Annotated in this window: 17 protein-coding genes; 11 read left to right on the top strand and 6 right to left on the bottom strand. The window is 70.5% G+C overall.

Going from position 1 to position 12,432, the window contains the following annotated elements; translation table 11 throughout:
- Positions 1-173 precede the first annotated feature (173 nt).
- The gene (locus Q0W60_RS02510) at positions 174-773 is read left to right on the top strand and encodes a response regulator (RefSeq protein WP_297692233.1); all 600 of its coding nucleotides are present in this window, start codon (positions 174-176) and stop codon (positions 771-773) included.
- Positions 773-1,264 (top strand): hypothetical protein, encoded by a 492-nt coding sequence (locus tag Q0W60_RS02505; RefSeq protein ID WP_297692231.1) that lies wholly within the window; start codon positions 773-775, stop codon positions 1,262-1,264. The genes Q0W60_RS02510 and Q0W60_RS02505 overlap by 1 nt, the downstream gene beginning before the upstream one ends.
- Before the next feature lie 86 nt (positions 1,265-1,350).
- Here Q0W60_RS02505 and Q0W60_RS02500 read toward each other — a convergent pair whose 3' ends face one another.
- A complete protein-coding gene (locus Q0W60_RS02500) occupies positions 1,351-1,749 on the bottom strand; it encodes a PaaI family thioesterase (protein ID WP_297692229.1) in 399 nt (132 codons plus the stop codon).
- A gap of 175 nt (positions 1,750-1,924) precedes the next feature.
- Between Q0W60_RS02500 and Q0W60_RS02495 the strand changes: the two genes are divergently transcribed.
- The 8 genes from Q0W60_RS02495 to Q0W60_RS02460 are packed head-to-tail and all read left to right on the top strand — an operon-like array spanning position 1,925 to position 8,019.
- Positions 1,925-2,959 (top strand): aspartate-semialdehyde dehydrogenase, encoded by a 1,035-nt coding sequence (locus Q0W60_RS02495; protein ID WP_297692227.1) that lies wholly within the window; start codon positions 1,925-1,927, stop codon positions 2,957-2,959.
- Positions 2,960-2,961: 2 nt separating this feature from the next.
- Entirely contained in the window at positions 2,962-3,891 is a 930-nt protein-coding gene (gene rarD, locus Q0W60_RS02490) for an EamA family transporter RarD (RefSeq protein ID WP_297692225.1), read from the top strand.
- The gene (locus Q0W60_RS02485; protein WP_297692223.1) at positions 3,888-4,496 is read left to right on the top strand and encodes an ATP-binding cassette domain-containing protein; all 609 of its coding nucleotides are present in this window, start codon (positions 3,888-3,890) and stop codon (positions 4,494-4,496) included. Before rarD ends, Q0W60_RS02485 begins: the two co-directional genes overlap by 4 nt.
- Complete coding sequence (fetB, locus tag Q0W60_RS02480) at positions 4,493-5,287, top strand: iron export ABC transporter permease subunit FetB (protein ID WP_297692221.1); 795 nt, start codon at positions 4,493-4,495, stop codon at positions 5,285-5,287. Before Q0W60_RS02485 ends, fetB begins: the two co-directional genes overlap by 4 nt.
- A gap of 48 nt (positions 5,288-5,335) precedes the next feature.
- Positions 5,336-6,268, top strand: coding sequence for a metallophosphoesterase (locus Q0W60_RS02475; RefSeq protein WP_297692219.1), 933 nt, complete (start codon positions 5,336-5,338; stop codon positions 6,266-6,268).
- A gap of 29 nt (positions 6,269-6,297) precedes the next feature.
- Entirely contained in the window at positions 6,298-6,642 is a 345-nt protein-coding gene (locus tag Q0W60_RS02470) for a cupredoxin family copper-binding protein (RefSeq protein WP_297692217.1), read from the top strand.
- Between the two features lie 16 nt (positions 6,643-6,658).
- Positions 6,659-7,267, top strand: coding sequence for a sigma-70 family RNA polymerase sigma factor (locus Q0W60_RS02465; protein WP_297692214.1), 609 nt, complete (start codon positions 6,659-6,661; stop codon positions 7,265-7,267).
- A complete protein-coding gene (locus tag Q0W60_RS02460; RefSeq protein ID WP_297692212.1) occupies positions 7,264-8,019 on the top strand; it encodes an anti-sigma factor in 756 nt (251 codons plus the stop codon). The genes Q0W60_RS02465 and Q0W60_RS02460 overlap by 4 nt, the downstream gene beginning before the upstream one ends.
- 168 nt (positions 8,020-8,187) lie before the next feature.
- Here the strand turns inward: Q0W60_RS02460 and Q0W60_RS02455 are convergent, their stop codons facing one another.
- Positions 8,188-8,340 (bottom strand): hypothetical protein, encoded by a 153-nt coding sequence (locus Q0W60_RS02455; RefSeq protein ID WP_297692210.1) that lies wholly within the window; start codon positions 8,338-8,340, stop codon positions 8,188-8,190.
- Here Q0W60_RS02455 and Q0W60_RS02450 point away from each other — a divergent pair.
- Positions 8,339-8,554, top strand: a complete 216-nt coding sequence (locus tag Q0W60_RS02450) for a hypothetical protein (protein WP_297692208.1) — start codon at positions 8,339-8,341, stop codon at positions 8,552-8,554. The two genes, Q0W60_RS02455 and Q0W60_RS02450, sit on opposite strands and share 2 nt — an antisense overlap.
- 62 nt (positions 8,555-8,616) lie before the next feature.
- Here Q0W60_RS02450 and Q0W60_RS02445 read toward each other — a convergent pair whose 3' ends face one another.
- From Q0W60_RS02445 to ahcY, 4 genes are read right to left on the bottom strand one after another with little or no spacing between them, the layout of a single operon-like run.
- Complete coding sequence (locus tag Q0W60_RS02445) at positions 8,617-9,741, bottom strand: serine hydrolase domain-containing protein (RefSeq protein ID WP_297692206.1); 1,125 nt, start codon at positions 9,739-9,741, stop codon at positions 8,617-8,619.
- Positions 9,742-10,023, bottom strand: a complete 282-nt coding sequence (locus Q0W60_RS02440) for an acylphosphatase (RefSeq protein ID WP_297692204.1) — start codon at positions 10,021-10,023, stop codon at positions 9,742-9,744. It abuts the gene before it with no gap.
- A gap of 1 nt (position 10,024) precedes the next feature.
- On the bottom strand, positions 10,025-10,876 hold the full coding sequence (locus Q0W60_RS02435; RefSeq protein WP_297692202.1) for a PfkB family carbohydrate kinase: 852 nt from the start codon (positions 10,874-10,876) through the stop codon (positions 10,025-10,027).
- Between the two features lie 32 nt (positions 10,877-10,908).
- Positions 10,909-12,300 carry an adenosylhomocysteinase gene (gene ahcY / locus Q0W60_RS02430; protein ID WP_297692200.1) on the bottom strand — a complete coding sequence of 464 codons (1,392 nt, stop codon included), beginning with the start codon at positions 12,298-12,300 and terminating at the stop codon, positions 10,909-10,911.
- Positions 12,301-12,432: the final 132 nt, after the last annotated feature.

Genomic DNA, 12,432 nt, shown 5'->3' with positions numbered 1-12,432 from the left:
GCCTCGCCTGATCAGTTGCTTGCGTGAGGGGTGCTTCGCGGGGCGCGCAAGGTTGCTGAGATGTTAACCAAGCGCCGCCACCTTGGGTGCAGGCTGTACGCGAAAGCGCGTGTCCTGATTCCCCCAGCGGGAGGTCGGGGCCGCCGCAAAGGGGGTGTGGCCCGGCCACGACAATGGCGCTCGACGCATCGTCACGGGCGAGGTTCAACCTGGAGAAGGCTTCCATCCTGCTCCTGGACGACACCGCTATGGGCATGTCGATCCTGGTGCAGATCGTCACCGGGCTGGGGGCCAAGCAGCTCTACCGCTGCAACGCCTACGAGATGGCCCAGGAGGTCGCCCAGACGCACGAGATCGACCTGGCCATTGTCGACGCCCTGGCCCCCTCCGGCCAGGGCTACGACTTCGTCCAGTGGCTGCGGCGCGAGACCCAGGAGCCAAACTGCTACGCGCCCGTCCTGATCACCACGGCGCACACGCCCACCAGCGACATCGTCCGCGCGCGCGACGCCGGCGGCCACTTCATCATCAAGAAGCCGCTCGCGCCCATTGTGCTCCTCGAACGGATCGTCTGGGTGGCGCGCGCCGGCAGGCCCTTCCTGTTCACCGGGTCCTATGTCGGCCCGGACCGCCGGTTCCGCGACGACGGGCCTCCGGACGGCGTCGGTCGGCGCCGGGAGGACCTGGTCAAGGCCGAGGCGGAGGCCAAGGCCCAGGCCGAGGGCGAAGCCCAACCCGAGGCGGAGGCGCCGCCCGAACGGAGCACTGGTTGATGAGTTCGGTTCGATTTGTTTTCCCGAAGCCCAGGCTCGCGGAGCTTCTGGCCATGCCTGGGGGCCTGCCGGTCGCCGAGGCCGTCGAGCGCGCGCAGGCCAATCTCGAGTCGATCAAGCCGACCTGCTCGGCGGAGCTGCTGGCGCTGCTGGAGCTCTGCGAAGCCGGCTACGCGACGCTCGGCGACGGCTTCGACGACTCCGCGCTCGAAGGCCTCTACGCGATCGCCGTGAAGGGAATAGGCGCCGGCGAGGTCTGCGGCGCGCCGCCGGTGGACATCGCTCTCACCAGCTTCTGCGACCTGCTCGACCACCTGCGCACCCTGCGCCGCTTCGATCGCGCCGCGGTGGGCGTGCACGTCCAGGCGTGGCGCCTGCTGATGAGCCCGGGGGTGCCCAAGGCGGGCGCTGAGCAGATTCTCGAGGGCCTGCTCAAGGTCCGCGCCCGCTACGCCGCCGAAGCCGCCGCCGCGGCCTCCAACGCCGCCTAGACCGCCGCAGCGCATCTGCAAGGCTTGCAGCTCCGAGCTCCTCCTCCAGCGCGCAGCGCCCCGCCACCGGAGCCGTGGTCCTCGAGCTAATCCGCGATCGTCAGCTGGGTCTGGGTGACCAGCGCCAGCAGCTTGCCGGCCTCGTTGCTGATCCGCGTCTGCCAGACGCTGGATCTCCGCCCCACGTGCAGCGGGGTGGCCTCGCCGGTGATCGTCGCGCCCTCCGGCGCAGCGCCCAGGAAGTTCGTCTTGCTCTCCAGTGTCGTGGTCCGCGCGCCCGGCGGCAGGTTGAGGAATCCGCCGATCGCGCCCAGCGAATCCGCGAACGCCATGTAGGCGCCGCCGTGACAGATGTTGCCGCCCGTGCAGAGCTCGGGGCGGACCGTCATGCGGCCGACCACCCGGGTCTTCTCGCGGACCAGGACCTCGATCCCCAGCAGGTCGCCGAACGGCATGCCGGCGCCTCTCGCCTGGACCTCGGACATCTCCACCTCCTGCGGCTGCCGGCGAGAGCAGCCGTTCCTTCACGGCGCGTCAATGACCGGGGAGGTAGCTTGCGTCGGGCTCGGATCGCCGCCATCTGTCCCCCGGGCGCCCCGCGCCTTGCTTATGGGCCGGCGTCAGAGTAGGGGACGCCTCCCCGACCTTAGGAGACTTGCGATGGGTTACCGGGTGGCCGTCGTCGGCGCCACGGGCAATGTGGGCCGCGAGATGCTGAACATCCTCGAGGAAGTGAACTTCCCCGTGGACAAGATTCACGCGATCGCGTCGCGCAAATCCATCGGCGTGCCGGTCACCTTCAAGAACGACGACAACGTCCCCTGCGAGGACATCGAGCAGTTCGACTTCTCGAAGGTCGACATCGTGCTGATGTCGGTGTCGGGCGCTTTCTCCAAGGAGTGGTCGCCGAAGATCGCCGCCCAGGGCCCGATCGTGATCGACAACTCCTCGGCCTGGCGGATGGACCCGGACGTGCCGCTGATCGTCCCGGAGGTGAATCCGGACGACGTCAGCTACGCGCACAAGAAGAACATCATCGCCAACCCGAACTGCTCGACGGTGCAGCTGGTCGTGGCCCTGAAGCCGCTGCATGACCGCGCCCGCATCAAGCGCGTGGTGGTGGCGACCTACCAGGCGGTCTCCGGCACCGGCAAGGCGGCCATGGACGAGCTCTGGGACCAGACCAAGGACGTCTTCGTCCTCGGCCCCCGCGAGCCGAAGGTCTATCCGAAGCAGATCGCCTTCAACGTGATCCCCTACGCCGGAACGTTCCGCGACGACGGCTACACCGACGAAGAAGCCAAGATGTGGAACGAGACGCACAAGATGCTCGATCCCGACATCAAGCTCACCGTCACCTGCGTGCGCGTGCCGGTGTTCGTCGGCCACTCCGAGGCGGTGCACGTCGAGTTCGAGCGCGCGCTCGACGAGGACGAGGCCCGCGAGATCCTGCGCGAGGCGCCGGGCGTCGTGGTGATCGATAAGCACGAGCCCACCGGGTACGTCACGCCGAAGGAAGCGCAGGGCGAGTTCCCGGTGTTCGTCTCGCGCATCCGCAAGGACCCGACCGTGGAGCACGGCCTGACCATGTGGGTGGTCGCAGACAACCTGCGCAAAGGCGCGGCGCTCAACGCCGTGCAGATCGCCGAGCTCCTCCACCAGCGCGGCCTGATCCGCCAGAAGGCTCTGGCCTAGCCGTGGCCGCCGCTGCAGCGCCCGGCGACTCCCGCCTGGCGCTGACGGCGGGGACGCTCTGCTATCTGATCTGGGGCTTCGTGCCGCTGGTCTTCCAGGCTATCGGCCGCATGGGCGTCTCGCCCTGGGAGCTGATCAGCCACCGCATCCTGTGGAGCCTGCCGACAGCGGCCCTCCTGGTCGGCCTGGCGGGCCAGAGCGGCCACCTGCGCCAGGCGTTCCGCACGCCCGGCACTCTGGCCTGGCTCGGCCTCTCGTCGCTGCTGATCTCGATCAACTGGATGATCTACATCTGGGCGGTGACGTCCGGCCGGGTGCTGGAGGCGAGCCTCGGCTACTACATCACGCCGCTGATCAACATGGCCGCCGGCGCGCTGCTGTTCCGCGAGCGCATCGGCCGGCTGGGCGCCCTCGCCATGGCGCTCGCGGCCGTCGGCGTGGCGGTCCAGGCGCTGGCGCTCCGGGGATTGCCGATCGTCGCCGTGGCGCTGGCGCTGAGTTTCGGCGGCTACGGCGTGGTTCGCAAGCGCGTCGCCGCCGACGCCCAGACCGGCTTCCTGGTCGAATGCCTGGTCGTGAGCCTTCCGGCGCTCGCCTATGTGCTTTGGCTCGCGCGCCACGGCCAGTCGCACTTCGGCGCGAGCCCCAGGGTCAGCGCCTGGCTGATCGCCTGCGGCCCGATCACCGCCGGCCCGCTGGTGCTGTTCGCCTGGGCCGCGCGGCGGATCCCGCTCTCGGCCATGGGCTTCCTGCAGTTCCTGTCGCCGTCGATCAGCTTCGGCATCGGACTGGCGGAGGGCGAGGCCTTCACGCCTGCCCGGGCGCTCTCCTTCGCCTTCATCTGGGCGGGCGCGGCGGTGTTTCTCTGTGGCGCCTGGACGCGCGCGCGGTCGGTGCGGCTGGCCGTCGCCGAAGTGGCCGCCGCCGAATGACCGCGCGGCTCGCCGTCGAGAACCTGAAAAGCCCGCTCGCCGGCCCGTTCGAGCTCGAGCTGGCGCCCGGCGAGTGCGCCGCGATCAGCGGACCTTCCGGCGCCGGCAAGAGCCTGTTCCTGCGGATGATCGCCGACCTCGACCCGAACACCGGCGAGGCGGCGCTCGACGGAACGCCCCGCGCCGCCATGGCCGCGCCCGCCTGGCGTCGCAAGGCGCCCTATGTGGCCGCCGAGTCGGGCTGGTGGCGCGACGCCGTCGCCGAGCACGTGGAGGCGAGCGCGCGCGAGGCCGGTCGCGATCTGGCCGCGCAGCTGGGGCTCGCGCGCGAGCTGTTCGAGGGGCCGGTGCAGCGACTCTCGACCGGCGAACGCCAGCGGCTAGCCCTCGTCCGGGCGCTCGTGCTCGAGCCGCCCGTGCTGCTGCTGGACGAGCCCACCGCCCCGCTCGACCCGGATTCCATCGCGAAGGTGGAGGCCGTGCTCGCGGCTCGGCTGAAGGCCGGCGCCGCCCTGGTCCTCGTCAGCCACGATCCGCAGCAGGCGAGGCGCCTCGGGGCGCGGCCCTACGAGATGCGGGAGCGCCGGTTGAGGCCGCTCGGATGACCGCGATCTCCCTCAGTCCTGCGGACCTCGCGATCGGCGCCTCTCTGGTGGCGTTCGACGCCCTGCTCTCGGTGCTGCTCCGCCTCGCCCTGCATCGGCAGGTCTTGTGGGCCGCGGGCCGCATGGTCGTCCAGCTGGTCGCCGTGGGCTACATCCTCCGCGCGGTCTTCGCCCTGCGCCATCCGGCGGCGACCCTGCTCGTCGTCCTGGTGATGAGCGCCATCGCCGCGCACGAGATCGCCGCCCGCCCGGAGCGCCGGTTCAAGGGTTGGACAGGGCTCGGTCTGAGCGCCGGCGGCGTCGCCATCGCCACGGTGGTGACGGTCGGCCTGGCGCTGCTCACCGCGATCCGGCCGCATCCGTGGTACGACCCGCGCTATGCGATCACCCTGGTCGGCATCGTGCTGGGCTCGGTGCTCAACGCGGGCAGCCTCTCGCTCGACACCCTGCTCGGCGGGATCACCCGGGAGCGGGGCGCGATCGAGGCGCAACTGGCGCTCGGCGCCAGCTTCCACCAGGCCACGGCGCGGCTGCTGCGCGAGGCGATCCGGCGCGGCCTCATGCCGATCATCAACCAGATGTCAGCCGCTGGCCTGATCACGCTGCCGGGCATCATGACCGGCCAGATCCTCGCGGGGCTCGATCCGTTGGAGGCGGTGAAGTATCAGATTCTTTTGATGTTCCTGCTGGCCGGAGCGAGCGGGCTCTCGGCGTTGCTGATGGCCTATGGGGCGCTCCGGCGCCTGACCGACGAGCGTCAGCGCCTGCGCCTCGATCGGCTGCGGGAATAAACCGGCCGCGCCTCGCGTCTCCCTGTCGAACAACAACGGAGCGCGACCATGGCCGAGGCCCATCGCAGACGTTTTCTGGAATGCCTCGGCTGGGCCGGAACGGGCCTGGTCTGGACGGTGAGCGGCGGCGTCTCGACCGCCGCCCTGCTGGCCGCCGGCGAAGGCCTGGCCGCGCCGCGCAAGCCGGCGATTCAGCCCTTCACCTTCGTCCAGGTCTCGGACAGTCATATCGGCTTCAACAAGGACCCGAACCCTGACGCACGGGCGACCTTCCGCGAGGCCGTGGCCAAGATCAGAGCCCTGCCGGACAAGCCCGCGTTCATCCTGCACACCGGCGATGTGAGCCAGCTCTCCAAACCCGAAGAGTTCGACGACGCCGACCAGATCCTGCGCGAGGCCGGTCTGCCGGTGTTCCACGTCCCCGGCGAGCACGACATGCTGGACGAGCGCGAGGGCCAGGCCTTCCTCGAGCGCTATGGCCACGGGACGCTCGGCGACGGCTGGCGCTCGTTCGACCACAACGGCGTCCACTTCGTGGGCCTGGTGAATGTCAAGGACCTGAAGGCCGGCGGCATGGGCCACCTCGGCGAGCCCCAGTTGGCCTGGCTGAAAAAGGATCTCGCGCCGCTCGCCGCGTCCACGCCGGTGGTCGTCTACGCCCACATCCCGCTCTGGACGATCTACCGCGAGTGGGGCTGGGGCACCGACGACAGCGCCCAGGCGATGGCGCTCCTCAAGCGCTTCGGTTCGGTGACCGTGCTGAACGGGCACATCCACCAGGTCATCCAGAAGACGGAAGGCGACGTCACCTTCCAGACCGCGCGCTCGACCGCCTTCCCGCAGCCCGCGCCCGGCCAGGGTCGAGCGCCTGGGCCGCTCAAGTTGCCGGCGGGAAAGCTGCGCGCGGCGTTGGGCGTTCGCACCCTGAGCGTCGCGCCCGGCGCGCATCCGCTGTCGCTGGCCGACGCCGCGCTGGCTTGACCGGTTCGCTTTTCACAAGGACATCCCCCGTGCTCCAGACGCTCCTCAAGCGGGCTGCGCCCGCCGTGCTCGCGCCCTGCGCCGTCGTCAGCCTCGCCGCTGCGGCGCCCGCGCCGCAGACCGCCCAGGTGACGATCGGCAATTTCACCTTCGGTCCGGCCGTGCTGACGGTGTCTCCGGGCGCCACCGTCACCTGGCTGAACGGCGACGACATTCCCCACACGGTGGTGGCGGCCGATAAGCGGGCGTTCCGCTCCAAGGTCCTCGATTCCGGCGACAGCTTCGCCTTCACCTTCACCCGGCCGGGAAGCTATGCCTATTTCTGCTCGATCCATCCGCACATGACCGGCAAGATCGTGGTCAAGAGCCGCTGAGGCCGGGGGCGAGATCGTGGCGCGGATCCTTCCGTTCAGCACCGTCCGGGCGAGGCGGCCCGAGGCGCCGCCCGGGCGCGCGACGTCCCCGGGGGCGGGGCGGCGGGATGCCGGCGCGCGGTCCAGCAAGACCGACGGCGAACGATTTCGCACCCTGATCCTGCCGCACCTGGACGCCGCCTACGGTTTCGCCCGCTATCTCACCCGCGATGCGAGCCTGGCGGAGGACGTCGTCCAGGACGCCTTCCTCAGGGCCTTCCGAGCGTTCGACGGCTTCCGCGGCGGCGATGCGCGCGCCTGGCTGTTCGCGATCGTCCGTTCCTGCTTCCTGAGTTCGGTCCGCAGCCGCCCGGCCTGGACCAGCCAGGCGATGCCCGAGCCTGCGTCCGAGGAGGAGGATCCCGAAGCCGCCATGATCCGCCAGGGCGAGGCGCAGAGCGTCCGCGGCGCCATCGCCGCGCTGCCTGAGCCCTTCCGCGAGACCTTGGTGCTGCGCGAGCTGGAGGACCTCTCGTACCGCCAGATCGCCGAGGTCAGCGGCGTGCCGGTCGGCACGGTCATGTCGCGCCTGGCCCGCGCCCGCCAGATGCTGGTCGTCGCCTTGCGCGAGGAGTCCCGCCCATGAGCGTCTGTCCCGACAAGATCGAGCTGCTGCAAGCCTATTTCGATGGCGAGCTGGACGCCGCCAACGCCCAGGCGCTCGAGGCGCACCTGACCACCTGTCCCGGCTGCTCGGCGGCGCTGGACGAGCTTCGCATGCTGCGCGCGCGCTTCGCCGATCCGGCGCTGCGGGAGCGCGCGCCGGAGCATCTGCGGCGGCGCGTCGAGGCGATCCTGCAGGCGGAGGGCTCAGGGCCGTCCCGCCGCGCAGGGACTCGCGCGCTGCCCTGGGGCCTGTCTGCCGGTTTCGGCGCGATCGCGGCGGCGCTGGCCACGGTCGCCGTGCTGCCCTCGGCCGGCGCCCTGGAGACGCAACTCGTCGCCGATCACGTGCGCTCCACGCTCGGGACCCGCCTGGTCGACGTCGAGACCTCCGATCGTCACACGGTGAAGCCCTGGTTCAACGGAAAGGTGGACTTCGCCCCGCCGGTCGTGGACCTGGCCGGCGCGGGCTTCCCCCTGCAGGGCGGGCGGCTGGAGTATCTCGACGGCCGGCGCGTGGCCGCGCTCGTCTACCGGCGCAACAAGCACATCATCAATCTCTTCATCTGGCCGCAGGAGACGGGGCTGCGACTGCCGGCGCTCGGCGGCTCGGACGACGGCTACGCCATCGTCCACTGGACCGACGGCGGCCTGCAGTTCTGGGCGGTGTCGGACGTCGACCGCCGCGACCTGGAAGCCTTCAGCCGCCTGTTCGCCCAGCACATCCGGGGCTGATCCGAGCTGGACTGTAGCCGCGAAGCCGCCACGGGCCCGCCCCTCCAAGGCCGCATAGCTCCGAAACCCTGAAGTGTCGGGAAACGACAGACCAGGAGACCCTATGCGTTTCATCCCCGCCCTCAGCGCAACCGTGCTCTCGCTCGCCGTCCCGGGCCTTGCGCTAGCTCAGGCAAGAGGATCGACCGCGGCGACGCCGCCGCCTTCCACGGAGACCGCGCCGCCTAGCGCCTCGACCTTGCCGCCTTCGACGACGACCCCGACCCCAACCGCCGCGACTCCGCCCACAGCGGCCGCCGCGGGCCCTCCCGCCGGCGGCATGGTCACCGCCGGCCTGACCGTCAAGGACAAGACCGGGGCGAGCATCGGCCAGGTCGCCGGCGTCAAGACCGACGCCAGCGGCAAGCAGGTCGCCACGATCAAGATGGGCGCCGACAGCTTCGCCGTGGATACGTCGGCCCTCGCGGTCGACAACGGCGTCGCCACGATCAACGCCACTCAGGCGGAGATCAAATCGATGATGAAGAAGAAATAACGCGGGCGATCGGCCGTTCGATCTCGGGCGCCCCGGTCCGGCCGCGCCGGGGCGCTCGGCGTCTATAGTCGCGAATAGGCCGCTTCGATCAGGCGGCGGGGCCGTGGGTCGTCCAGGAGTTGCGCCGACTGCCGGTTCATCACGTAGGCCCCGCCGAGCCTCCGCTCGGGATCGGCGAAGGCGCACGAGCCGCCCCAGCCCGAGTGACCGAAGGTCTGCTCCCCCGGTCCCCAGGGATGCACAGTCTCGTTGCGCATGAAGCCGGCGCCCCAGCTCATTTCGAACGGAAGCACCAGGTCGGGTCCGCGGATGCGTGAACGCGCCGCCTCGCCGATCACCGCGGGCGAGAGGATGTCCGCCCCGTCCAGCCAGCCGTCGTCGGCGAGCGCGCCCATCAGCCGCGCGAGCGCTTCGGACGTCGCATGGCCGCTCGCCGATGGGATGTCGGCCCGCCGCAGCGCCTCCGGCCCGCGTCCGCCGGGCTGCGACCAGGGTCTCAGGAACGCCGCCACGGTGGCCGGATTGCGGTGGCCGAAGTCCGGCAGCGCCTTGGGCCGCTGCACCTCGGCCACCCGCGCGAACTCCGAGTCCGGCAGGCCGAACCAGAGATCGAGACCGAAGGGCTCTGCGAGGTCCTCCTTGAGCGACTGGCCCATGCGCCGGCCGTCCACCCGCCGGAAGATCTCGCCGGCCAGGTAGCCGAAGGTCAGCGGGTGGTAGCCGCTGGCCGTTCCCGGCGGCCACAGCGGCGCCATGGCCGCGAGCCTGGCGCAGATCAGGTCCCAGTCGAACCAGTCGGCCGGGTCCATCCGATCGGGGAACCCGGCGAGGCCCCCCTGGTGGCTCATCGCCTGCTCGACGGTGATCGCCGCCTTGCCGGCCCGGGCGAACTCCGGCCAGACCGAGGCGACCGTCTGCTCGTAGCTGAGCTTGCCCTGGTCCACGAGCCGGGCGACCAGCGTCGCGGCGAGCGCCTTGCCGGTGGAGAAGATCGGACAGAGCGTGTGCGCGTCCCATGGCCGGGTGCGCGCGCGGTCGGCGAAACCCGCCCAGAGGTCGAGCACCACCTCGCCGGCCTCGACGAGCGTGAAGCGCGCTCCGAGCTCCTCATCGGCGGCGAAGCTCGCCGCGAACGCATCCTTCACCGCGGCGAAGCGTGACTGGGCGGTTCCCGAGATCTCCACCATCTAGGCCGTCGCCCGCTCGTCGAAGCTCGGCGAGCCGTCATCCTGCGCTCGGGCGCGGCGCATCGATCGGACCACGGCGCCGGCGGGCCCTTGCGCGCACGCCCGCGCCAGCGCCTCCAGGGCTTCCATCTCGCCGATCGCCAGCACCTCGACGGAGCCGTCGCGTCGGTTGCGGACCCAGCCGGCGAGCCCCAGCGCCCGGGCCTGGCCCACCGTCCACCAGCGGAAGCCCACGCCTTGCACTCGGCCCTCGATCAACAGCCGTTCGGCGGTGCGCGGCATCTCATAGGCGCTCCCGCCTGACGGCGGCGGTCGGGGCGACGAGCCGCCCGGCGATGGCCACCAGGGGCAGGTCCGTCGCTTGCAGCGCCCGCGCCGCTTCGACGGCCTCGGCGGCGGCGCTGGCGGCCCGCTCGGCGGCGGCAGAGGGCGTAAGGCCTTGCGCCAGGCCCGCGCCGAAGCTGGCGGTCACCAGATCGCCCGTGCCGTTCGGCGCCTGCTCGCCTTGGGGGTGGGCGAAGAGGGTCGCGCCGTCGGCGTCGCAGAGCAGCAGCCCGATTTCGCCGACTCGGCCCGGGACGGAGGTGACCAGCGCCGGGACGCCGAGAGCGCGGGCCGCCGCCGCCGCATCGCGCGCGCCGGCCACCTCGCGCCCCGCAAGGCGGCCCAGCTCCCAGAGATTTGGCGTGATCCAGTCGGCGAGCGGGACGAGCCGGCCGGCGATCGCTTCGGCCACGTCCAGCTTCACGTAGAGGCCCTTCGGCCGATCGCCCATGATCGGATCGACGACGACGATCGGCGGCCGCGGCGAGCGCCGGCGGATCCGCTCCAGCAGGCCGGCGGCGGCCTCCACCTGCTCGGCCAGCGAGAAATGGCCGGTGATCACCAGGTCCAGGAAGCCGAAGACCGCGTCGGCCTCGATGTCGCCGAGCATGCGCCGAAACGCCTCCGGCGCGGTCGGCTCGCCCTTGGCGCCCGTCGCGGGGCTGCGGCCGAACATGGCGGTGGGCGCGAGCACCGGGTCGATCCGGTGCGCCGCGAGCACGTACTGCTGGGCCGCCCCGCCGATGCGGCTCGCCGCCACGAAGGAAGAGAGGATGAGCGCCGAGGGCATGCGGGCTTGCGGCGTCGGCATCGTCAATGCTGCAAACGCGCGCCGGGTTGCAATCAATAGCGGTAGTGGTCGGGCTTGAAGGGGCCTTGGGCCGGCACGCCGATGTAGTCGGCCTGGTCCTTGGAGAGCGTGGTGAGCTTCGCCCCGAGCTTCTCCAGGTGCAGCATGGCGACCTTCTCGTCGAGGTGTTTCGGCAGCGTATAGACCTTGGTCTGGTACTTGGCCCCGTTCTGCCACAGCTCGATCTGGGCGAGCGTCTGGTTGGTGAACGAGGCGCTCATCACGAAGCTCGGGTGGCCGGTGGCATTGCCGAGGTTCACCAGCCGGCCCTCCGACAGGACGATGATCTTCTTGCCGTCCGGAAACTCCACGTGGTGGACCTGGTCCTTGATCTTGTCCCACTTGTAGTTGCGGAGGCCCGCGATCTGGATCTCGGAATCGAAGTGGCCGATGTTGGCGACGATGGCGTTGTTCTTCATCCGCCGCATGTGTTCGACGGTGATGACGTCCTTGTTGCCGGTGCAGGTGACGAAGATATCGGCGGTGGCGCAAGCCTCGTCGAGGGTGTTGACCTCGTAGCCTTCCATCGCCGCCTGCAGCGCGCAGATCGGGTCGATCTCGGTGACCACCACGCGGGCTCCGCCGTTGCGCAGGGACGCCGCCGAGCCCTTGCCGACGTCGCCGTAGCCGCAGACCACCGCCACCTTGCCGGCCAGCATGACATCAGTCGCCCGGCGGATCCCGTCCACCAGGCTCTCGCGGCAGCCGTAGAGGTTGTCGAACTTCGACTTGGTCACGCTGTCGTTGACGTTGATCGCCGGGAACGGCAGCTCGCCGCGCTCGGCCATCTGGTAGAGGCGGTGGACGCCGGTCGTGGTCTCTTCCGAGACGCCCCTGACCGCCTTGCGGATCGCCGAATAGAAGCCGGGCTTCTCCTGCAGGTAGCGCTTCATCACCGTGAAGAGCGCCTCCTCCTCCTCGTTCGCGGGCTTGTCCAGGACCGAAGGGTCCTTCTCGGCTCTCGGCCCCAGCACGGTCAGCAGGGTGGCGTCGCCGCCGTCATCGAGGATCAGGTTGGGATGGCCACCATCGGCCCACTCGAAGATCCGATGGGCGTATTCCCAATACTCCACCAGGGTCTCGCCCTTGACGGCGAACACCGGCGTGCCCTTCACGGCGACCGCCGCCGCGGCGTGGTCCTGGGTGGAGAAGATGTTGCACGAAGCCCAGCGGACCTTCGCGCCCAGGTGCTGCAGGGTCTCGATCAGCACCGCCGTCTGGATGGTCATGTGCAGGGAGCCGGCGATCCGCGCGCCCTTCAGCGGCTGGTCCTTGCCGAACTCGGCGCGCACGGCCATCAGGCCGGGCATCTCGGTCTCGGCGATCTCGATCTCCTTGCGGCCCCAGTCGGCGAGCGCGATGTCCTTCACGACGTAGTCGGTCATGGGGGTCCTTACGGGAGGGTTGTCCGGGAGCCTGGGTCTATAGCCGCGCGCCGGCGCCCCTGCAAGGATGATATAAAGATTTCCTTATGTGATTTTCCGGACCGCTCGGCCCGAGGGCGCGGGCGGCGGCGC

It is taken from the genome of Phenylobacterium sp., from assembly GCF_025934275.1.
Taxonomy (GTDB): Bacteria; Pseudomonadota; Alphaproteobacteria; order Caulobacterales; family Caulobacteraceae; genus Phenylobacterium.
The sequence above is the reverse complement of the archived record's forward strand: the minus strand, read 5'-3'. Positions and strand labels throughout refer to the sequence as shown.

What these genes read in the sequence shown, in the direction of transcription:
- Q0W60_RS02510 (WP_297692233.1), top strand. Translation starts at nt 174, where the DNA reads ATGGCGCTCGACGCATCGTCACGGGCGAGGTTCAACCTGGAGAAGGCT.
- Q0W60_RS02505 (WP_297692231.1), top strand. Translation starts at nt 773, where the DNA reads ATGAGTTCGGTTCGATTTGTTTTCCCGAAGCCCAGGCTCGCGGAGCTT.
- Q0W60_RS02500 (WP_297692229.1), bottom strand. Translation starts at nt 1,749, where the DNA reads ATGTCCGAGGTCCAGGCGAGAGGCGCCGGCATGCCGTTCGGCGACCTG.
- Q0W60_RS02495 (WP_297692227.1), top strand. Translation starts at nt 1,925, where the DNA reads ATGGGTTACCGGGTGGCCGTCGTCGGCGCCACGGGCAATGTGGGCCGC.
- Q0W60_RS02485 (WP_297692223.1), top strand. Translation starts at nt 3,888, where the DNA reads ATGACCGCGCGGCTCGCCGTCGAGAACCTGAAAAGCCCGCTCGCCGGC.
- fetB (WP_297692221.1), top strand. Translation starts at nt 4,493, where the DNA reads ATGACCGCGATCTCCCTCAGTCCTGCGGACCTCGCGATCGGCGCCTCT.
- Q0W60_RS02475 (WP_297692219.1), top strand. Translation starts at nt 5,336, where the DNA reads ATGGCCGAGGCCCATCGCAGACGTTTTCTGGAATGCCTCGGCTGGGCC.
- Q0W60_RS02460 (WP_297692212.1), top strand. Translation starts at nt 7,264, where the DNA reads ATGAGCGTCTGTCCCGACAAGATCGAGCTGCTGCAAGCCTATTTCGAT.
- Q0W60_RS02450 (WP_297692208.1), top strand. Translation starts at nt 8,339, where the DNA reads ATGGTCACCGCCGGCCTGACCGTCAAGGACAAGACCGGGGCGAGCATC.
- Q0W60_RS02455 (WP_297692210.1), bottom strand. Translation starts at nt 8,340, where the DNA reads ATGCCGCCGGCGGGAGGGCCCGCGGCGGCCGCTGTGGGCGGAGTCGCG.
- Q0W60_RS02445 (WP_297692206.1), bottom strand. Translation starts at nt 9,741, where the DNA reads ATGGTGGAGATCTCGGGAACCGCCCAGTCACGCTTCGCCGCGGTGAAG.
- Q0W60_RS02440 (WP_297692204.1), bottom strand. Translation starts at nt 10,023, where the DNA reads ATGCCGCGCACCGCCGAACGGCTGTTGATCGAGGGCCGAGTGCAAGGC.
- Q0W60_RS02435 (WP_297692202.1), bottom strand. Translation starts at nt 10,876, where the DNA reads ATGCCGACGCCGCAAGCCCGCATGCCCTCGGCGCTCATCCTCTCTTCC.
- ahcY (WP_297692200.1), bottom strand. Translation starts at nt 12,300, where the DNA reads ATGACCGACTACGTCGTGAAGGACATCGCGCTCGCCGACTGGGGCCGC.